This is a genomic window from Novosphingobium kalidii, assembly GCF_040534015.1.
In the GTDB taxonomy this organism is placed as follows: Bacteria; Pseudomonadota; Alphaproteobacteria; order Sphingomonadales; family Sphingomonadaceae; genus Novosphingobium; species Novosphingobium kalidii.
Genome location: NZ_JBEWLY010000019.1, coordinates 213,207 through 234,097 on the forward strand (window position 1 = coordinate 213,207; position 20,891 = coordinate 234,097).

General features: G+C 63.7%; 16 protein-coding genes. 7 read left to right on the forward strand and 9 right to left on the reverse strand.

Going from position 1 to position 20,891, the window contains the following annotated elements; translation table 11 throughout:
- Positions 1-10 precede the first annotated feature (10 nt).
- Positions 11-1,126 (forward strand): DUF2332 domain-containing protein, encoded by a 1,116-nt coding sequence (locus ABVV53_RS12715; RefSeq protein WP_353984800.1) that lies wholly within the window; start codon positions 11-13, stop codon positions 1,124-1,126.
- A gap of 68 nt (positions 1,127-1,194) precedes the next feature.
- Here ABVV53_RS12715 and ABVV53_RS12720 read toward each other — a convergent pair whose 3' ends face one another.
- From ABVV53_RS12720 to ABVV53_RS12750, 7 genes are all read right to left on the reverse strand, one after another.
- Positions 1,195-1,512 (reverse strand): DUF3325 domain-containing protein, encoded by a 318-nt coding sequence (locus tag ABVV53_RS12720; protein WP_353984801.1) that lies wholly within the window; start codon positions 1,510-1,512, stop codon positions 1,195-1,197.
- Positions 1,509-3,101 carry a PepSY-associated TM helix domain-containing protein gene (locus ABVV53_RS12725; RefSeq protein ID WP_353984802.1) on the reverse strand — a complete coding sequence of 531 codons (1,593 nt, stop codon included), beginning with the start codon at positions 3,099-3,101 and terminating at the stop codon, positions 1,509-1,511. The genes ABVV53_RS12720 and ABVV53_RS12725 overlap by 4 nt, the downstream gene beginning before the upstream one ends.
- A complete protein-coding gene (locus ABVV53_RS12730; protein WP_353984803.1) occupies positions 3,098-3,427 on the reverse strand; it encodes a hypothetical protein in 330 nt (109 codons plus the stop codon). The genes ABVV53_RS12725 and ABVV53_RS12730 overlap by 4 nt, the downstream gene beginning before the upstream one ends.
- 14 nt (positions 3,428-3,441) lie before the next feature.
- Positions 3,442-5,655, reverse strand: a complete 2,214-nt coding sequence (locus tag ABVV53_RS12735) for a TonB-dependent siderophore receptor (protein WP_353984804.1) — start codon at positions 5,653-5,655, stop codon at positions 3,442-3,444.
- Positions 5,656-5,881: 226 nt separating this feature from the next.
- Positions 5,882-7,309: a TolC family protein gene (locus tag ABVV53_RS12740; protein ID WP_353984888.1), complete on the reverse strand. Its 1,428-nt coding sequence runs from the start codon at positions 7,307-7,309 to the stop codon at positions 5,882-5,884.
- Positions 7,309-8,394: an efflux RND transporter periplasmic adaptor subunit gene (locus ABVV53_RS12745; protein ID WP_353984805.1), complete on the reverse strand. Its 1,086-nt coding sequence runs from the start codon at positions 8,392-8,394 to the stop codon at positions 7,309-7,311. The genes ABVV53_RS12740 and ABVV53_RS12745 overlap by 1 nt, the downstream gene beginning before the upstream one ends.
- Positions 8,378-10,066: an ATP-binding cassette domain-containing protein gene (locus ABVV53_RS12750; protein ID WP_353984806.1), complete on the reverse strand. Its 1,689-nt coding sequence runs from the start codon at positions 10,064-10,066 to the stop codon at positions 8,378-8,380. The genes ABVV53_RS12745 and ABVV53_RS12750 overlap by 17 nt, the downstream gene beginning before the upstream one ends.
- Before the next feature lie 257 nt (positions 10,067-10,323).
- Here ABVV53_RS12750 and ABVV53_RS12755 point away from each other — a divergent pair, with 257 nt between their 5' ends.
- The 3 genes from ABVV53_RS12755 to ABVV53_RS12765 all read left to right on the forward strand — a co-directional run bounded on the left by ABVV53_RS12755 (position 10,324) and on the right by ABVV53_RS12765 (position 16,987).
- The gene (locus tag ABVV53_RS12755; RefSeq protein WP_353984807.1) at positions 10,324-11,577 is read left to right on the forward strand and encodes an HD-GYP domain-containing protein; all 1,254 of its coding nucleotides are present in this window, start codon (positions 10,324-10,326) and stop codon (positions 11,575-11,577) included.
- 180 nt (positions 11,578-11,757) lie between these two features.
- Entirely contained in the window at positions 11,758-15,120 is a 3,363-nt protein-coding gene (locus ABVV53_RS12760; protein ID WP_353984808.1) for an amidohydrolase family protein, read from the forward strand.
- Between the two features lie 46 nt (positions 15,121-15,166).
- The gene (locus tag ABVV53_RS12765; protein ID WP_353984809.1) at positions 15,167-16,987 is read left to right on the forward strand and encodes a DUF885 domain-containing protein; all 1,821 of its coding nucleotides are present in this window, start codon (positions 15,167-15,169) and stop codon (positions 16,985-16,987) included.
- Between the two features lie 40 nt (positions 16,988-17,027).
- Here the strand turns inward: ABVV53_RS12765 and ABVV53_RS12770 are convergent, their stop codons facing one another.
- The gene (locus ABVV53_RS12770) at positions 17,028-17,417 is read right to left on the reverse strand and encodes a hypothetical protein (RefSeq protein WP_353984810.1); all 390 of its coding nucleotides are present in this window, start codon (positions 17,415-17,417) and stop codon (positions 17,028-17,030) included.
- A 289-nt stretch (positions 17,418-17,706) separates the two neighbouring features.
- Between ABVV53_RS12770 and ABVV53_RS12775 the strand changes: the two genes are divergently transcribed.
- Positions 17,707-17,943, forward strand: a complete 237-nt coding sequence (locus tag ABVV53_RS12775) for a hypothetical protein (protein ID WP_353984811.1) — start codon at positions 17,707-17,709, stop codon at positions 17,941-17,943.
- Positions 17,944-17,949: 6 nt separating this feature from the next.
- On the opposite strand, the gene recG is transcribed toward ABVV53_RS12775, so the two are convergent.
- Positions 17,950-20,007: an ATP-dependent DNA helicase RecG gene (gene recG, locus ABVV53_RS12780; RefSeq protein WP_353984812.1), complete on the reverse strand. Its 2,058-nt coding sequence runs from the start codon at positions 20,005-20,007 to the stop codon at positions 17,950-17,952.
- 108 nt (positions 20,008-20,115) lie between these two features.
- Here recG and ABVV53_RS12785 point away from each other — a divergent pair, with 108 nt between their 5' ends.
- Together ABVV53_RS12785 and ABVV53_RS12790 are read left to right on the forward strand one after the other, a co-directional pair.
- A complete protein-coding gene (locus ABVV53_RS12785) occupies positions 20,116-20,538 on the forward strand; it encodes a baeRF12 domain-containing protein (protein ID WP_353984813.1) in 423 nt (140 codons plus the stop codon).
- 39 nt (positions 20,539-20,577) lie between these two features.
- Entirely contained in the window at positions 20,578-20,880 is a 303-nt protein-coding gene (locus ABVV53_RS12790) for an FAD assembly factor SdhE (protein WP_353984814.1), read from the forward strand.
- Positions 20,881-20,891 lie beyond the last annotated feature (11 nt).

The window sequence follows — 20,891 nt, forward strand, 5'->3', positions numbered from 1 at the left end:
CCCCATTGTCATGAACATGAACGTTCGGATTGCTGCGGGCGGGGAGCTTTGGCGCCAGGCCCAGGTAGCACGGGAACTCGGCTCCCCCTTTGTGGGGGCCGTTCTTGAAGCCAGTCACCGTCAGCTGGGCAATGCCCCGCTGACGGCCGACTTTATTTCCAGCTGGGCGGATGATCCGTCGGCGGCCGCACTGGCGATGCGGTTTAATGCCGCTCTCCACGCGATCGCCCGACGGGGGTTTCAGCCCGAGCTGGCAGCGCTTTATCGGGGCGAGCATGCGGATTTTGACGGTGCGATCGGAGCGACGCTCGCGGCTGAAGACCGCTTCGTCGCCGAGTGGATGCGGCACACACCGCAGACCAATGAGGTTGGCCGTGCAGCGGCGATAGCAACTGCGTTGATGACAGCGCGCCGCAAGATCGGCCTTCCGTTCGAGCTTCTGGAACTCGGCTCCAGCTGCGGGCTCAACCTCAATCTGGCACGCTACGCCTATAACCTGGGCGGGATGTCGGCAGGGGATCCGAGTTCGCCGATCATGATCGAGCCAGAGTGGCGCGGTGACCCGCCCATCCATGCTCCGATAGAGGTGGTGAACTCCCGCGGCGTTGATCTGAACCCGCTCAATGCATGTGACGAGGCGACACGTGAGCGGCTCTTGTCCTTCGTTTGGGCCGACCAGCCAAACCGCGCCCGCCGGCTTGAACAGGCCCTTGCCATGGCCCGCATCCATACGCCGCGCGTCGAAAAGGGAAGCGCCGCGACCTGGCTGTCCGAGCGCTTACTCGAGCCGCAGGAGCAAGGCATCTGTCGCGTCGTCTTCCACTCGATGGTGCTGCAATATCTCACCATGCAGGAGCGGCAGCTCGTTCTGGACACGATTAACGATGCGGGCGCCCGCGCAACGCGTGAGCGCCCTCTCGCTTGGATCAGCTTTGAATGGACGCCGATGCGGGACGAAGTGCAAGTGCTGCTGACCTGCTGGCCCGACCATGAAACGCATCTGATTGCGAGGTGTCATGCCTACGGCAACTGGATAGAGCCCGTGGGGCGCGTCCTCACGCCGGAGTCTCTGCTCGAACGTCTCCGATATTCGCGACTGAAGGCGGACTACTACGTAGCTGCATGACCCCAGGGATGTCGCGTCGGATGCGGCATCCCGGCTGCGCATTGGGGGCGCCGCCGCTTAGCGGCGCGTTATCGCGACAGCCTCTCCCGACGATGACGGCCGGACCCGGCAGGTTCACGGGCGGCCGGCGCGAAGTTGAGGAAAAGGAATACCACGCCAGCGCTCAGCATCAACAAGCCCAGCCACAGCACCGGCCCGAACACCCACCCGCGCGAGGCGACGGCAGGCACCAGGGCGATCGCCAGCGATATCCAGCCCGCGAGGCGCATGCGCCGCTTGCGCTCCGGCGTTTGCCGGCGACCAAAGCGACGGCCGTGATGCGCGTCGGTGGACAGGCCCAGCAGAGCGAACGCGAGCAGCGTGGCTGCGAGGGCAAGCACGGTCATTCCGCCGGCTCGAGCACGGCCGGCGCAGCTATGCGTTTGCCCCGCGCACGCCCTTCTCTACGGGGCTCGGTCCGGAACCGTGCGACGCGCCGAGCAACGAGCAGAAACGCCGCCCCGAACACAAGCAGGGTGAGATCTACGCCAACGAACAGCAGATCGCCCAGCGCCAGCGCGGCAACGAGGCCCTTGTCCGTCGCGATCATATTGTAGAGCGGCAGCAATCCCAGCAGCAGTCCGGTCGCGCCGAGCAGGGCGACCCAGCTCGCGGCGGGACGGCGCAGCAGGGATACCGCGAAGGCCGCGAGCCACGCCAGGAACAAGGTATGGATCTCCCATTCGGCGCGGTCCGCCATGCCGACCGGCAGCAGCCGATTGGCCCACAGCATGCAGCCCATACCCAGCGGAAAGCCAGCGATGGTGGCGACGTTCAGCCGCTCAACCACGCGAAAGCCGAAGTGCGGATCCTCAGGATCAGGCAGCTTCTCGCGCCGCTTGACCGTCCACATCACCATCCCGCTCGCCACCATCAACGATCCTGCGGTACCGCACAGAAAGTATATCCAGCGCAACAGGGTGTCGGCGTAGCGCCCCGCGTGCAGCCCGATCATGGTACCGGCCGTAAGCGATGCCGCGCCATGTACGGGCGATTGCCACAACAAGCGGCCAGACACGCCATCATAGGCGAGGCTGGGCGGGCGGGAGCTGAGCATGGATGAGGGGGCCCGGTACATGGTGACGCGGGCGGAGGCGTCCCCGGGCTCGCTCACGCTGATGGACCCAACCGTGCCGCCAAGCCGCGTCTCGGCATCACGCACCAGCGTCCGCAGATCAACCAGCGGAGCAGGCTTGCCACTGCGCTCCACCGCCTCCGCTTGCGGGAACAGAGTTTCGAACAGCTTGGTCTCGTCGGTGTAGTTGGCAACGACCGCCCAGGGCATCAGCAGCGCCATTAGCGTGACCAGCCCGGTGTAGGTGATCATCAGGTGGAACGGCAGCGCGAGAACCGCCGTCGCGTTATGACCGTCGAGCCACGACCGCTGCCCCTTCTTGCGCCTGAACGTGAAGAAATCGCGGAAGATCTTCTTGTGAGTGACGATGCCGCTCAATATCGCGACGAGCATCATCATCGCCGCGAAGCCCACCAGCCAGCGGGCCCAGATCACCGGCATGTAGTGTAGATCGAAGTGAAAGCGGTAGAAGAACTCTCCCCCTCGTGTTTCGCGCACGAGTGCTGGCAGGCCGTCTGCGCCGATCAGTGCCTGGGTGTCGCGGCGACCGCGCCGGCGAGGAGCCTCGCCCTCCTTGGGCTGCGGTTGCCAGAACACTTGCGCGCCGGGAGAGCTCTCGGTGGCGATCGGGATAAACCAACTCTTGGCGTCGGGTGCCTTACCTTGCAGGAAACGCTGCGCACCCGCGAGCACCTGCATCGGCTGCTCCACACGCGCGAGCTCCGGACGCATCCAGCGGTTCATGCCCTCGCGCCAGAAGGCGACGGTGCCGGTGACGAACACCAGGAAGAGCACCCATCCCAGCAACAGGCCCGACCATGTGTGCAGCCCGGCTTGCGACTGGCGAAAGCTCCGGCTCACAGTCGGCTGCCCGCTGCGATGGACAGCCACGCGATCAGCGCAGCCGCCATGCCTGCCGTGCTCAGCACCCAGACCGCGCGCCAGCCGCTACGCGCAGCGTAGGCATACATCGCTGCAACCGCGCAGATCACAAAGGCGATCAGAGTCGCCGCCACGGTAGCCTCCGCCAGTGCGCCAGGCAGCACGCGCGCGAGAGCCATGGCCCATACACTGGCCACCGCATAGCTGAGCGGCAAAGCGGCGAGGAGGCGCAAGGCCGCATCCCCTCGCCGCCGCCACACCCTTGCGCCTGAGTGCCCCTGCATAGTCTCGTGAGCCGATGCCACCGCGCGCCTTTCGGTCAGAAGTTGACGCGAATGCTACCCACCACGCGGCGCGGCTCACCATAGAAGCCGCCGGGTCCGCCAAAGGCGAACCGAACGTTGCGGTAGTAGGTCTTGTCCAGGATGTTGGTGGCATTGACACTCAGAACCGCACGATCCGTGAGCTTGTAGCGAGCCAGCAAGTCGACGGTGGCATAGGCACCTTGCTCAACCTCGCCCGGCACCAGCACCGGTGCTCCACTGGCATTGAAGCGACCCGACGGCACGTTGCCGCGGTCGAAAATGCGCGATTGTGCCGTAACGCCACCGCCTAGCGTGAGCCTGTCGCCCAGCATGCGGTAAGTCGTGTAGATGCGGCCGAGATGCAGCGGGAAGAACGGATTTACCCGCTCGCCGGTCCGGCCTTCACTACGCGCATAAGTGTAGCTGCCGTTCAGTGTCCAGCCAGGCAGCGGTTCGCCCGCCAGTTCCAGCTCTCCGCCCCAGGTCTTGACGCCCGAGATCGAGATCGAAGGAGTGAGATTGCCCGGAAGCGAGTTCGGGCGCCCATTCGGGTCAGTCTGCGTCAGGTTGTCCTGCTTGATGTGGAAGCCGGCGACCGAGATGTTGAAGCCTTCGCCGAAGGGCGTCGTCTTTACGCCCGCTTCGTAGTTCACGCCGGTTGTCGGCGGTAGGATCTCGTTGTCCGCATTACGAGCGGACACAGGAGAGAACACGCTGGCGTAGCTGGCGTATAGCGAGATCGCGGGTGTCAGGTCAGCGACGATGCCGCCGTAGGGAGCCCATTTCTTCTCGTGCTGCACGCTGTTGGGACCATCCGCCAACAGCACGCCTGCGGCATCGTAGTCGTCGCGGTCGGTGCGATAGTCGGTGTAGCGAACGCCGGCGATCACCTTAAGCCAATCCGCCGGATTCAGCCGCACCACGCCGTAGCCGCCAGTCTGCCGCAGATCCTGCGTGAAGTTTGGAACGTCGGAATAGATGATGAGCGGAGGCGCGAAGTCGGGGTTCCAGGGGAGGATGTCGGGACTGGTGTTGAACGGAGAGTCTTCCGGAGTGGCGGCGAAGGCCGATCGATTGACGAGAAAGTCGCGCTCGAAATGGTTCAGGCCGGCCACGACTTCGTGCTCGCGCCCGAACAGCCTGAATTTGCCCGCCACGTAAGCATCGACCGCGTCTTCGTTCTGCTCGACTTCACCATAGAAGCTCCAGGGCGCGCCAAGCCCGGTTCCGTCGCGATTGGGGAAGCCACTCGAGATGTTGAACAGCTTGCTATCGTTCTGCCCGCGCTTGCGATTGTAACTGACGCGCACCAACCAGTCGCGACCGATATCCTGCTCGACAGCGGCAAACATGGTCGTTGTCTCGCGCAGCCACTGCGTCCAGCCGGCCGTGCCTGTGAAAGAGCGCGGGAAGTCCGTCTGCGTGCCGTCGCTGTAGAATAGCGGCACGCTCCCCCAGCCCGCGCCTTGCGAGTCCGTGCGTAGATAATCGGCGCCTGCCCGCAGCCGAGTGCTCGGCGTTACGTCCCACTCCAAGGTGCCGTAAACGACTGGTATCCGATCATGCTGCAAGTCAATGTAGGACTCGCGATCGGTGTAGGCACCAACGAGACGGGCGCGGACGGTGCCATCCTTCGTCAGCGGCCCACCCACGTCAGCTTCCATCCGGTAGGTGGAAAAGCTGCCAGCCTGGACCGAGAAGTATCCACCGAACTCCAGAGGCGCGCGCTTGCGAATAAGGTTGACCGTTGCCGATGGGTCGCCGACGCCTGTCACCAGGCCGGCTGCGCCGCGGATCACCTCCACGCGGTCATAGATCGCGACATCACCAATCGCGCTGTTTTCGTAGCCGCTGACTTGATAGATCGTCGGAACGCCATCGAGCTGAAAGTTACGGACGGGAAAGCCGCGGACGTTGAAGTTGGTCCGGTTGCTGTCTGTCGATGTCACGGTCACGCCTGGAGTCTGGGCGAGGACATCGGTGACGCTGTTGAGATTGAAGTCTTCTATGCGCTGGCGATCCACCACCGTGACGGACTGAGGCGTTTCCTTCAGCGTCAGCGGCAGCTTGGTGGACGTCGTGGGTCGCTGGTCGTTCACTCCCGTGACGAGAATGTCCGTATCGCGCGGCGCGTCGCTTAGCGACACCGCAGCTGGCACCGCGACGGGAGCGACGATCGAAAGCGGCGTAATGACACACGCGATAGACAATAGGCTTGAACCAGCCAACACCGATAATTCCCCCACTACTTGATATCGGCTCGCAATAGCGACTCTTACAGCGGAAGCAACCCTATTGCGAACCGTTTGCACATCCGCCGTTTGCATGCGGCTGTGCGGCAGGCGCAACCCTGGTAGTCCGGAAGCAATTTTCCCGAATCCTGACGAGGCAAAAGCCTCATGATTGCTGCGCAATTGCGCCGCTCGCTGTGTAGACCGGCGTTTTGGCGCGCGGTCAGAAGTCCAGTTGCAAGGCGTCCGTGTCGGCAGTGGCGGCAATCAATTCCGCACGGGCGCCGGCCTGACGGGCTTCTGCCTCTATGAGCCGGACCCGCGCGTCGGTGGCGGTATCCTCTCGCTGGTTGACGAGGAAGAAGTCGCTCGAGCCGAGTTCGAAACGCCTGCGCTCGGCTGCCGCCAGACGTTCAGCCAAGGCGAGTTCCTCCCTGGCCGTCTCGACGAGCCGCGCTCCTCCGTCCAGTGCTATGAGGATGCCGTTGATTTCGATCTGAATCTGGTCTCGAATGGTTCTCCGCCTTGCCTCCACGGCGTCAAGTTCGGCTTGCGCCTCTACGACCTTCCCCTTCGCCGCGCGGTTCTGAAGCGGAACTGTCAACCGCACCCCCACGATGCCTTCGAGCGGAGTGCGACTGGTGCCGCCATACCCGTCGTCGCCCAAGTCCTTGCTGGCTTCCACGCGCAGATCAAGCCTCGGACGAAGATCGTTCTCCGCAAGCGCTAGCTTGGTCAAAGCCTGTTCGATCTTGGCGCCCGCCGTCCGAATATCAGGGCGAATGAGCAACGCGGCATCCTGCAAGCGGGAAGTGACGCGCAAGAGCGCGCTCGAGTCGGCTGGCAGCTGCTCAAGGCGAGGAACAATCGGCTCGCCATTTTCATTTCGCAGAAAAAACGATAGGCGGTTGGCGGCCGTCTGCACGTCTTGCTCGGCACGCACCACCAGCGCGCGGCGACGCACCAGATTCTGTTCATTCTCCGTGACGAGAATTTCAGCCCTTGCCCCCAGTTGCACCTGACGGTTCAGGCCGCCGCGCCGGCGCTGCGCCAGATCGAGCAAATCGCGGTAAGCCCGCAGGCGAAGCCCTGCAGCGAGCCAATTCTGGTACGCGTCCATGGCCTGTCGCTGGACGCCAATGGCAGTGGCGCGGGCTTCGAAACGCGCGATGTCCAGGTCTCCCGCCGCAAGGGTCCGCCGCGCACGCCGCTCATCTATCAGCCGGCCGCGCATCAAAGCGTACAATCCGCCTACTTTCACTTCACCCAGGCGGTTCGTGTATGACTGATCTTCATAGATCGGAAAGGTGCCGCGCGAGACCCTATACCCGCCGTAAACATACCCCCCGTTGTCAGTCAGCGGCTGCGTGGCGCGCCCCTCGACCAGAGTGCCGTCATAATAGCCAAGCGCACGCGACCGAGCGTCTACATCGAAGACAGTGTCGAACGCACCTTCAGCCGAAAGCGCGCGTCCCTGCGCCTGGCGGATACGCGCGAGCGCCTCGACGATCTGGGGGCCGTACTGCGCTGATGAGCGCAGCACTTCGTCCAACGTCAACACCGGGTCAGACTGCGGCTGTTCTTGAGCGGCGCAAAGCCTCGGGTTCAGCATAGATACCGTCATCAAGGCCGCAGTCAGGACCGCTCGCATCACTTACCCGGCTTTCCAGCCTTGGCGGCGGTGTCGCGGTCATCCTTGGGCGCGCCGCCAGCTTCATTCTTGGACGCTGGAGGGGCGCCGAAATCGAGCGGGAAGTCATTGAGCTGACGCCAGAGCTCGTAGCCCGCCAGGACAGTCCCCCCCTGTATCCAGCCGCTGACTTTGGTGCCGATGCGCGCGAATCTGCGATCCGGCCAATTGGATACGCCGGGTACCGGCTCCACGAGAACACGGAACAACCCAGCGGGCGTCGCTGCAGGGTCGATAGAGCGCACGCGCCCCTCAAACAGTCCACGCGCGACAGCAGGCCAGCCGCTGAACTGGACTGCCGGCCAGCCCTCAAACTCCAACCTGACCGGACGCCCCGGAACGACCAGCGGCAGATCGCGGCCATCGACGAACATCTCGACCGCGCGTTCCACCTGCTCAGGGGCGACCGTGGCCAAAACCGTACCGGCCGAGACAAGCGCTCCGCCAGCAGCCGCGTTGATCTGCTGGATGCGCCCATCGCGTGGAGCTCGAACCAACTGCGCGGACTGGCGGTTAAGCTGAATGTCGATCCGATTGAGTTTGGCGCGCGACTCCGCAAGCTTGGCAGTGCTTTCCGCAACCTTGATCTGCGCCTGCTCGTAATCTCGGCGTGACGCGAGACCCTCTGCCAGCAACTGCCCGGTTCGGCCAACGTCAATCGCAGCGACTTCTCGGGCTTGCTGGGTCGCTGCGATCTCGGCAAGCACCTGGTCGCGCTCGGCCGCCAGTCGTGCCAGGTAGTTGGGGTCCACATCGACGATGCGCGCGATCGGATCGCCCTCTTCGACGTGTTGTCCGTCTTGAACATACCAGCGCTCGATCCGGCCAGGCACGAGTGCGGAGACTTCCTGCGGCCGGTCGGCGGGGTCCAGGGCAACCACCTGGCCGCGGCCGTACACCGTTTGCACCCAGGGAACGAACAGCAGGATCGCAGCGACAACCGCGATGCCGGCCGCGATCATCCATGCGAACGCGACGGCCGGCCGTGGCGGGCGCATTGACGCAAGTGTAGGAAAAAGCGCAAGGGAGTCAGGCGGGCTGGACATGCGATGCCTCCCGCTGCGTCAGGTGCGCGCTCAGCTCACTGCACTCCTCGAAGCGCCGCTGCTCAGCCCTACCCAGCCACAGGAAGCCGTCGAGCCGGATGGCTTCCGGACGGCGGGTAAGCAGCAGAATGGTCGTCCCGGACTCGCCAAGCGAGGCGAGCGCCCTTTCCAGCCGCTCAACCGGCAACAAATCAAACAAGGACGAAAGCATCAGCACGCGGGGGCGTGTCAACAAGGAAGCCGCCAGCTTCAGTGCCATGACTTCGCCGATCGACAGCGGCCATCCTGACGAACCGAGCAGTGTGTCGAGACCGCCGTCCAGCTTTGCGATCCGCTCGGTCAGCCCCACCACGTCCACTGCCTCCAGCAGAGCGCCCGAGGGCGCGTTCGGCGCGGCCAAAGTGAGGTACTGCCGGATGGTGACCTCGACGATGGTGGGGCGATCCAGCACCGTGACCGCCGAGCGGAGCGCGAACAGGTTCAGTGAGCCAAGATCGGCGGCGCCGATCGAAAGTATCCCGTGAGCGGGGACAGCATGCCGCTTGAGCAGCAGCGCCAGCGAATGTTCCACTTCCTGTTCAGCGACGATGACCAAACGCTCACCCGACGCGACTTCTAGGTCGAAGCGCGATGCGCCAAGGCAGACGTTCCGCATGCTGATGGCGCCGTTCGCAGGCGCTTGACCGCTCGCGTTTGCAGGCTCCTGCGGGATGGAAAAAAGCAGCGAAAGCTCTTCGGATGAGGCGACGAGATCGTAGAACGTATCGAGGTACCAGCCCAGCTGCGAGATGCCGTAAAACACGCTGCTCAGAATGAGCTCGGCAGCCACGAGTTGGCCGATCGACAGCTCTCCTTGCAGGATCAAGTGGCCACCCAGCGCCAGCAACGCCGCGCTCGCTACCGCATAAAGCGCCAGGCAGCCGAGCGTCTGTGCGAAGCTGTAGCGGAAGTAGCGTTTGTGGGCTCCGATGTATGCCGCCGTCACTTGCTCGGATCGCTCCATCGCGAACTGAAAGTGGCGGTCAGACTTGTAGAAGCCATTGGAGCCTCCGACGCTCTCCAGCCAGCGAGCCGCCTCGTGCTTGGCGTGAGACAGTGCCACCGTCCCGGTAAGCGCGCCGCCGCGCCAGATCAGCCATAATGCCAGCAGGATGCTAACCAATATGGCATTGAAAGCGAGGAAAAACGGGTGGTAGAAACTCGTGATGACGATGGCGACGACGCCTTGCAGCAGGATCGTGAACGCGCCGATGACCAAGCTGGGAACTGACTTCTGGACGACGACCATGTCAAAGAAGCGATTGAAAAGATCGCTGCGGTTGGCGTCCGCAAAGAAAGGGTTTTGCGCGTGCACGGCACGGATGGTCGTTTCGGCAACTACCCGCGCGAACAGGCGCCGCTCGAACAATGCCATTAGGTAAGTGCGAAGCGCACTGATTCCGGCAACCAGCAAGAGCAGCAAAAGCAGCACCAGCGAGAGCGTCCACAGAGGCGCCGGCAACGCCGTTTGCACCACGCTGTTAATGAGTAACTGCACCGAAATCGGTGTCGCAAGCGTGAGCAGGCTGATTGCGACGGTATAGACAAGGCCAAGGCGGACATACGCAGAGTCCGGCCCCACGATCTCCGCCAGCCAAGTCGTAGCCTGTCTGAATCCAATCTTCGCTGCCACTGTTGCCCGCTTCCCGACCTTGCCCGTCACCTACCGACTGCACGATCACAGGCAAGCGGATTCCTATACCGTCAGGGGCTAACCGGTCCAGAGCCGCGCATTTTTAATCGAAGCAACTCGGGTCCAAGCGTCGAGGCCGGTTCGCTTGCCCCCTCTCTTGCGTGTGCGTTGGCACCCTCTTGACCTGAGGCCCCGCGAATTTGCCAGACTCGCCCGCGTTCGTCATAGCGCCTCTATAATGTTCTATCAGCTATCTCATGGACTTAAAATTTCGGACGTGCACACAGACGAGCTGGCGGAGATGCGGTGTGACGCTTAGGCGCATCCGACGCAATCAGCTCCGGTTAGGCATGTATATCCACACCTTAGAAGGTTCGTGGTTCAAACACCCGTTCTGGAAACGGGGTTTTCTGCTCGAGCGTGAAACTGATCTGGCGGCCGTGCTCAGCAGTCAAATAGAAACGCTCTTGATCGACATCTCGAAGGGCGCCGACCTGGCGAAAGCCAAGGCAAAAGCGACCCTGGGATCAGCCGCACCCGAGGCATTCGACGAGGCTTGGACGCAGGACGAGAGAACTGCAGCCGCCGTGGAGGTCGTGAACCGCTCCAAGGAGGTGATGCGCCAAGTGTTGGACACTGCCCGGCTGGGGCAGGCAATCGAATCCACCGCGGTGACATCGGTCGTCGAGGATGTCGCGAGTTGCATCGAGCACAACCAGCCTGCCCTTCTCAAGATCCTGCGGCTCAAGTCGAAGGACGAGTATACTTATCTGCACTCTGTAGCTGTGTGCGCGCTAATGATCAGCCTGGCCCGGCAGCTGGGCCTTGATAGACGCACGACCAAAGACCTGGGAACGGCAGGCTTGCTGCACGACATCGGAAAGGTAGTGCTGCCCGTGGATGTGCTCAACAAGCCCGGCCGACTGACCGACGAAGAATTCGCGCTGGTAAAAACCCACTCGCTGGAGGGTTATCGGCTGCTGAGCGACCTCGACAACATCCCGGAAGCCGCGCTGGACGTGTGCCAGCATCATCACGAGAAGATCGACGGGTCCGGCTATCCTCATGGACTTTGCGCCGAACAGATCACACTGGCTGCCCGCATGGGCGCGATCTGCGATGTCTATGACGCCGTCACATCCGATCGCCCTTACAAAGACGCCTGGGCACCGCTGGAAGCGATCACGCGAATGCGCCAGTGGAACGGCCATTTCGATCCGAAGATCCTGTTCGCGTTCATGGTAAGCATTGGCGTGTTTCCGGTTGGCACCCTTGTGCAACTGCAGAACGAGCGGATTGGTGTCATTATTGAAGGCGGGCGTCACGCGACAAAGCCGAAGGTGCTGACCTTCTATTCCACCCGCAAGCGAAAGTTTACCCGCTCCGAACTCGTGATTGCGGGGGGCAAGCGCTCAAGTGACGCCATCGTTTGTGAGGCTGATCCGGCCGAGTGGGGCATTTCGCTCGCGCGCATCGATCACCTTGTGCGCCTTGGAGCGCGCTGGGTCTGAGAGACCGTCTTCTGCCGGGGTTTCCAGCAGCTGTTGCACGGGGTGGCGATGCGCTTGAGGTCTGCCGGGGTTGCTACGGCCGTCGCACCAACGACCTGCTGAACCTCTCCCGCCCAACAAAGGCCTTTCTCCGCAACGTCTTGGACGGCATAGTGGGTGGCACATTGTCCGGGATTGAAAATGAAGCACCTCGCCGCCGTTGTTTCTCTGATCGCACTCACCTCTCACCAGGCTCAAGCCCAGAGCGTCGCACCCACTCCGACGTCCCAAATCGAGGCGCGAGGGCCCGAGAACGAGGTGTCTCAAGGGGCGTCAGCCGACCCGCTGCAAAGGCAGCCGCTTCAACCTGCTGCCACGCCAGCGGTGGCTGCAAGCACCCCAGTGGCCGAACGTGCCAAGTGGGACGTCAACGCGCCGCCGGGTGCAAACATCCGCCAGGTGCCGATCCGGGTCAATGAAGGGAGCTGGATGGATGTGGACGTCAGTCCCGATGGCGGGACTATCGCGTTCACCCTGCTGGGCGACATCTATACGATGCCGATCGCCGGTGGAACGCCAACGAGGATCGCTGAGGGTCTTGCATGGGAAGTGCATCCGCGCTTCTCGCCCGACGGTACCCGCATCGCCTTCACCTCTGACCGGGGCGGCGGCGACAACATCTGGGTGATGAACCGCGATGGCTCCGACAAGCGACAGGTCACGAAGGAGGACTTCCGCCTCCTCAACCAGCCGAGCTGGAGCAGGGATGGCCGCTTCATCGTTGCCAAGAAGCACTTCACCACCGGCCGCTCGCTCGGCACCGGTGAAATATGGATGTACCACGTTTCGGGCGGCGCCGGGGTCCTGCTGGTCAAGCGCCCGAACGAGAAGCACCAGAAGGAAATGGGCGAACCAATCTACGCTGCAGATGGAAAGTCGGTTTTCTACACCCGCAACGTGACGCCCGGCCCGATCTTCGAATATGCGCAGGATTCCAACACCGACTTGTTCAACATCGAGCGCTATGACCTGGATACTGGCGAGGTTACGACCGTGGTGGCTGGCGCAGGCGGCGCTGTGCGTCCGACACCTTCGCCCGATGGCAAGAAGATCGCCTTCGTGCGGCGGGAAGCTACACGCTCAAAGCTCTACGTGATGGATCTTGCCTCTGCCGAGGCTCGCAAGATCTACGACGACCTGGACCAGGACGTGCAGGAAACCTGGGCTGTGACGGGAGTTTACCCGAACATGAGCTGGCTGCCAGACAGCCAGTCGCTGGTATTCTGGTCCAAGGGCAAAATCCGCCGCGTCGATGCCGATGGAGGCGATGCGCGCGACATACCATTTACGATCGCCGACACGCGCAGCGTCATCGACGCGCCGCATCCCCAGATCGCCGTGGCGCCCGATCACTTTAACACTGCCATGCCGCGGTTTGCCAGCGTGTCGCCCGATGGACGACGCGTGGTGTTCGAAAGCCTCGGAAAATTGTGGACGAAGCCGACTGCCGGTGGCGCTGCACGGCGGCTGACGAACGCCGACGACGGATTTGAGCTGTTCCCAAGCTGGTCGCGCGATGGACGGCAAATCGTGTTCGTGGGATGGTCGGACGACAAGCTGGGTCAGATTCGCACGGTCGCTGCATCCGGCGGCCGCCCGCGCGACGTGACCAGCCGGCCGAGCCACTATGCCCGCCCCCGCTTTTCGCCCGACGGCAGCACTATCGTGTTCGAGCGCACCGAGCATGGCGGGCTGACCAACCCCGCGGGGGCACTAGATCCTGGCGTGTATCGCATACCGGCGAGTGGTGGCGAGGCCGTGCGGATCGCGCGCGGCACAGCGTCGCCCCAGTTCGGCAGCGACGGCACCCGCGTGTTCATGCTCGCCGAGGAGGAAAAGGACGGGGCGAGTGAGCGACAGCTCATCAGCACCGACCTTTCCGGGCAGGCCCGGCGGGTCCATGCAACCGGAGAGCTGGCGACGGACTTTGTCGTTTCCCCCAGCGGCGAGTACGTCGCGTTCCGGCAGAACTACGCGGCTCATGTCGTGCCGCTGATGCCGGGCAACCAGTCGGTCGCGTTGGCGCCAGATGCCAAGGCGCTGCCGGTCACGCGTGTGAGCGCAGGGGGTGCCGACTACATTCACTGGTCGAACGATGGCCAACGCCTGCACTGGAGCCTTGGGCCGACGCTTTACACGGTCGAGACGGCCCGCCTGTTTCCCACCGCGCCACGCGGCGAGAATGCGCCCGCTTTCGTGCCGCCGACTACCGGTGTGTCACTGGCGATGGAGGTGCAGGCCGCCAAGCCGACCGGCACCGTGGCACTGACGGGAGCGCGGATCGTCACGATGACGGCGCAAGACGGCGGCATCATCGACGACGGCGTGATCGTGGTTCGTGGCGACCGGATCGTCGCTGTCGGTCCGCGCGCCTCCACTGCGATACCGGCGGGCGCGACAGTGGTCGACGTCGCCGGCAAGAGCATTATCCCGGGCTTGATTGACGCTCATGCCCACGGGCCTGCCGGCACCGACGAACTGGTCCCGCAGCGAAACTGGTCGATGCTCCAGAACCTGGCGCTCGGCACCACGACGCTTCACGATCCATCAAACCGCTCGAGCGAGATCTTCGCTGCAGCTGAGATGCAGCGTGCTGGCATGATCCTGGCGCCCCGCATCTTCTCCACAGGCGAGATCGTGTACGGTGCCAAGTCGGCCGACGTCTATGCGCAGATCGATAGCCTGGACGATGCGCTGGCGCATGTCCGCCGCCTGAAGGCTCAAGGTGCGCGTAGCGTCAAGAACTACAACCAGCCACGTCGCGACCAGCGCCAGCAAGTGGTGGAAGCAGCGCGGCGCGAAAACATGCAAGTGGTTGCCGAGGGCGGATCGCTATTCGGCATGGACATGAACCTCGTCGCTGACGGCAATTCGACGCTGGAGCACAATGTTCCGCTGGAGACATTCTATGAGGATGTGCTGCAGTTCTTCCCGGCGACGACGACGAACTACACGCCAACGCTTGTGGTCTCCTATGGCGGTCTTGCTGGCGATCCGTACTGGCGGCAGGCGACGGACGTGTATGCGCACCCCCTGCTGAAGGCTCACACTCCACCGGCGCAGCTGCTTGCCGATAACGCCCGCCGCATCAAGGCGCCTGAGTCGAACTTCGTGGACGACGACAACGCGCGCGAAGCGGCCAAGCTCGCCAAGCGGGGCGTGCTGGTTTCGATCGGGGCGCATGGGCAGCAGGCCGGCATCGGCGCTCACTGGGAGCTGTGGTCGTTCGTTCGCGGTGGGATGACACCGATCGAGGCGCTCCGTGCCGGAACCATCGTGCCCGCCCAGTCCCTCGGGATGGCAGCGGACATCGGCTCTCTGGAAGCAGGCAAGCTCGCCGACATGGTCGTGCTGGACGCCGATCCGACCGCGGACATCCGCAACAGCGACAAGGTGCGCCAGGTGATGCTCGGCGGGCGGCTGTATGACGCCGCGACGCTGGACGAGGTAGCGACCGGTGACGCCAAACGAGGGCCGCTCTGGTGGGATGCCAAAGGCCAGTGATCCGGCTGCCTCACGTGATCTGCTCGTTCAAGTAATCGGAGACGTTGTGGACCGTCGTTCCTTTCTCGGTAGCGCGGGCGTGTTCGCGCTGGCCGCTTCCCTTCCCGCGGTGGCACAAACTTCGGCTAAAGCAGCCACGGCGGCGGACGCGCGTTTGCGCACGCTGCTCGATCGCTTTTTCTATGATCGGCTGTCCGAGTCTCCGGAGAGCGCGACGCGCCTTGGGCTCGACACGGGCGCGCGTGCCGAGCTGAAGTCACGTCTCAGCGATCGGTCCGCAGCGGGTATGGCTGCGGACCTTGCTCGCGCCAAGCGCGAGCTTGCGCAGCTGCGCGTCATTAACCCGGCGTCTCTCTCCCCCGCTGCGAGGCTGGACTATGAGGTCGTCGCATACCAGCTGAGCCAGAACATTGCCGGCGAACGCTTTCCTTACGGTGACACCATGGGGCGATACGCGCCTTACGTGATCAGCCAGCTGACCGGAGCTTATCGCGATATACCGGACTTCCTCAATTCGCAGCACCGGATCCAGAGCGCAGCGGACGCGGACGCCTATCTGGCGCGGCTGGAGGCCTTCGACGCCGCCATCGACGCCGAGACCGACCGGCAGCGAGCCGATGCCGCACGGGGTGTGTTCGCGCCCGATTATCTGCTCGACACCACACTGAAGCTGATGGCGGCGCTGCGCGACCAGCAGCCTGCCGCCACTGTTATGGTGTCCTCTCTCGCCGCCAAGCTGAAGGCTGCCAATCTGCCGGACACCTATGTGCAGCAAGCGGAGCGAATTGTCGCACAGCAGGTATTTCCTGCGCTAGACCGGCAACGCGCGCTTATCACGGACTTGCGCAGTAACGCGAGCCACGTAGCCGGCGTGTGGCGCCTGCCGGACGGCGAGGCATACTACCGGGCCGCGGCGGAAGCGGCGACGACCGCCAGCTTGTCGGGTGATGAGATACACCAGCTGGGGCTGGAACAGGTGGCGCAGATCAGCGCTCGCATGGATGCTATCCTGAAAACGCAAGGGATCACGCAAGGCACCGTGGGCGCCCGACTGGTGGCCTTGAATGAGCGCCCCGACCAGCTTTTCGCCAACACCGATGCGGGCCGCGAAGCGTTGTTGGCAGAGCTGAACCGTCAGATCGAGCGTATGAGCAAGCGCCTGCCTGAGCAGTTCTCAACGCTGCCGGAGGCTCCGGTCGAAGTGCGCCGCGTGCCTCCTTCGATCCAGGCGGGTGCGCCGGGCGGATATTACCAGAACGCCTCGCTCGATGGATCGCGGCCGGCGATCTACTACATCAACTTGCGCGACACGTTCGACCGGCCCAAGTTCGGGCTACCCACGCTGACGTATCACGAAGCCGTGCCGGGCCATCACCTGCAGGTCATGACCGCGCTCGAATCGCAAGACATCCCGCTGCTGCGCCGGCGCGCTGGGTTCAGCGGCTACACCGAAGGCTGGGCGCTCTATGCCGAGCAGCTCGCCGACGAAATGGGCATGTACGAGGACGATCCGCTAGGACAGATCGGCTACCTCCAGTCGCTGCTCTTCCGCGCCACGCGGCTGGTGGTGGACTCCGGTCTGCACCACAAGCGCTGGAGCCGGGAACAAGCTACCGACTACTTCATCGCGACCACCGGCATCGCTCGCGGTCGGAGCCAGAACGAGATCGACCGCTATACCGCTTGGCCGGGTCAGGCGTGCAGCTACAAGATCGGACACACCGTCTGGGTCCGCCTGCGTGACGCCGTCAAAGCGAAGCAGGGGAAGCAGTTCGATCCGCGAGCCTTTCATTCCGTGCTGCTCGACGGGCCGATGCCGTTGACGGTGCTGGAGCAAGTGGTGAAAGAGCGGATGATCGAGGGCTGAGCGCGATAGCTCGCCCCTTTTCGTATCTGAAAGGGGAGGCCTATGATGTCGCGCCGACGGCGGAGCCAGAGTCTACGTCCCGCATCTCTAAGTTGAACCACGCGCTCTCACCGTGGTCATATAGCTGCACGATCGGGCTGCTGACCTGCGCTGTATAGTGAGTTGATGAGCCTCGGTCATAGCCCTGGACCTTTTCACCCTCGATCTCGAAAGACACGAAAGCCCGGTCGCCGGCATCGTAGATCTCGGGCAGAGTGCCGCCGAAGCTGACGGAACGATCGCCGTCGAAGCCTTGCAGCAGATTACCTCGGCTCTCCGCGGCGATCTGCAGATCCCGCTTTGTCCCGTGATCGTAGATCCCGGCGACCTTCTTCCCAGTGACGAATGCATAGGCCGCTGCAGCAACCATCGCGCGAGTGTGTGGAGACATTGGGGCACCTGGCACCGGGACCGTGCAAAAATCAAGCTGCCATTCAAAGCCGTACACGCTTCCATCCGTGCACGATGGTGTCTCGTTCTTCGCTGGTGCGCGACCTGTTACCGAGGACGGCTAACCAAACCTTACCTTTCCGCATCGGACATCCCGAACGGATTTAAACCCCGGTTTAAGAGCAAGCCTGTAACTCGGTTGGCACAAGAGCAAAAATGTGGGTCGCTTGTAAAATGTCTAGGCATGTCTGGATCAACGTGCGGTCGACGCCGGCCGTGGGGCAACGCTGGTGAGCTCACTTGCCGAAACCCTCGCCGGGCCAGCACTGCTGGTTTTGCTAGCTATGCTGTTCGCCTACTGCGTCTGGAAAGCTCGGCTTGTCCGCGACGACGTTGCCACGATTGGATCGTTGCTCGAGCACATCCCGCATAGCGCACGCAATCCTAGCGAGCCGCCCTCGCGCCTGCGAAAAGCCGATCGGATCGACCCGGCGGCGCAAGTCACGGTCCGAGAGTTCCGCATCTAGATCGCTTCAGCCTCCGCGCAGCAGCTGCACGCCCCAGTCACGCTCGAACAGATAGAGCAACAGCCGCGCCGCTTCCCCGCGTTCTCCGGCAAGCCCGCCGTCGCGCTCGATCAGCAACCTGGCGTCGTCATGGGCAACCGGCAGCAGGCGCTGGATTTGCTCGAGCGAGGCTATGCGGAAGGGTGTGTCACCGGACTGGCGCGTGCCCAGCAGTTCGCCCCCGCCGCGCAGTTCAAGGTCTTCCTCCGCCAGCCGGAAACCGTCCTGCGTCTCTCGCATGAGCGCCAAGCGCCGCCGCCCGGTTTCCGACAGTTCCGCGCCGCGCAGCAACAGACATACCGACTTTGCCTGCCCGCGCCCGACGCGTCCGCGTAGCTGGTGCAGCTGGGCAAGGCCGAAACGCTCGGCCTGCTCGATCACCATCAGCGTCGCGTTGGGCACATCGACGCCAACCTCGATCACAGTGGTGGCGACCAGCAGCTTCGCCTCGCCCGCGGAAAAGCGCTCCATCGCCGCGTCCTTCATCTCGGGGCGAAGCTGGCCGTGAACCAGGACCACGTCTTCACCAAACCGCTCCTTGAGAGCAGCGTAGCGCGCCTCCGCGGCGGCAAGATCGTCTCCCTCGTTTTCGTGCACCATCGGGCAGACCCAGTAGGCCTGACCGCCGCCTTCGAGGTGCCGGGCCAGCGCTCCCACTACGTCGTCCATTCGCTCTGTCGCGACCACGCGCGTGTCGATAGCCTGTCGTCCCGGTGGCAGCTCATCCAGCCGCGAGACGTCCATCTCTCCGTACTGCGCCAGAGTCAGGGTGCGCGGGATGGGTGTGGCGGTCATCGCTAGGAAGTGCGGCGTGCGGCGGCCCTTCTTGGCCAGCAGCAGCCTTTGGCCAACTCCGAAGCGATGCTGCTCGTCAATCACGGCGAGCGCCAGGTTCTTGTAGGCGACCGCATCCTGGAAGATGGCGTGCGTGCCGACGAGAATGTCGATGGAGCCGTCGAGCAGCCCCATCAGAATCGACTCACGCGCGCGCCCCTTGTCCCGTCCGGTGAGCAGCGCGATCTCCACGCCGGTCCCTTGGGCCATGCGCGTCAGCGTCTCATGGTGCTGGCGCGCGAGGATTTCAGTGGGAGCGAGCATGGCGGCCTGCGTACCCGCCTCCACGGCGATCAGCATCGCGGAGAGCGCAACCACTGTCTTGCCCGACCCGACATCGCCCTGCAACAAGCGCAGCATCGGCGCCTGCTGCGCCAGATCGCCCTCGATCTCGGTGATAGAGCGGCGCTGCGCCCCGGTCAGTGCGAACGGCAGGTTCAGCTTGGCCCGAAGGCGGCCATCTCCCAGCAGCGGCGTCCCCTTCTGCGAGCGGTTGCTGGCGCGCACAAGCATCAGCGCCAGCGCATTGGCCAGCAGTTCGTCGTAAGCGAGGCGGTCCCGCCCCGCTGGGTCGGCGCGCCGATGCGCGGTGACGAGCGCGTCGGCCCACAGCGGCCAGCCCATCCGCTCGACCAGCCCTGGCTCGCACCATTCCGGCAATCCGGGAAGCCCCTTCAGCGCTTGGGCGACTAAGCTGGCGATGCGCCCCTGCGTCAGCCCTTCCGACAAGCCATAGACCGGCTCGCGTACGTGCCCGGTCAAGGCGGATGCGCTCTCCGCCACGTGATCAGGATGAACGATCTGCAGCATCTGTCCGTATTGATCGAGCCGCCCCGCCACCCACCGCTGCTCTCCCACCGGCAGCGCCTTCTTGCCCGAGTAGGCCGCGCGGCCGAAGTATGTGATGGTGCAGACATTGCCCTTCGCGTCTTCCGCAAGCACGCGGAACGGACCTCTTCCAGGCGCGCTGCGATGCTCGCGCACGGTGAGTGCCACGATCACGTTCTCGCCCACTTGCGCTTCGTCGAGGTCCGCGACGGCGTGCCGCTCCACGAAGCGCTCAGGCAAGTGGTAGGCAAGGTCCCTCACCCGCTTGAGCCCCAGCTTCTCAAGCGGGCGCTGAAGCTTGGGCCCAACGCCTTCCAGGGCCGGGGTCTCTACGAATAGGGGGTTGAGCGCTTCGGGCCGCATGGCGCGCCTTCTAGCCCGTATGCGCACTATTTCGCCAGCCGCTGCGGAACGTGCCGGGCAGCACGCTCGTTTACATCATCCGTTTCCGCAATTTTTCGAGGAGAAGTCATGCTGTTGCCCCACGGAACCGTTTTCGCTCTGGTCGACGGGAGAAACTTCGAGCTCTATCGCAATGCCGGCACCGAGGCAGAGCCTCGGCTCGACTCCATGCCGGTCCCCGAGCTGGAATTGACGAACTACAGCGCCGGCATGCGCCATCACGACGCGAGCAATACCTACACTCCGCCGAGCGGCGCAGACAGCAATGACAGCTTCGACGAGAGCGCCCATGCCATCGCCGCCGCGGACTGGCTCAATCACCAAGTGCTCCAGCATAAGATCGACAAGCTGGTGGTGATCGCCGATCCGCGCTCATTGGGCGAGATGCGCAAGCGCTATCACAAGCAGCTTGAAGCCGTGCTGATGAAGGAACTGGCCAAGACGCTGACCGGCCATTCCACTGCCGACATCGTAAGTGCACTCAAGGGCTGAAGCTTGCCTCGGGCGGCGCCGTGTCCTACCGGCGCCGCCATGCCTTCCGAGCCCCAGTCCGAACTCTCGTCCCAGCCCGAACTCTCGCCTCGTCTCGGCCGCATCCGGTTTCGCGCCTGGCACCGCGGCACGCGGGAGGCCGATTATATGATCGGCTGCTTCTTCGACCGATTCCATGCCGCATGGTCCGAGAACGACATCCAGTGGTTCGAGAATCTTCTGGAGGAAGACGACGTCGACATCATGGCGTGGGCTCTCAAGACCTTCCCTGTTCCCGAGCGGTTCGCCGGTTCGCTGATGACGCGGATGCAGCAGCTCGACTACGTCGACATTCCGCGCTGAGGCACCGAACT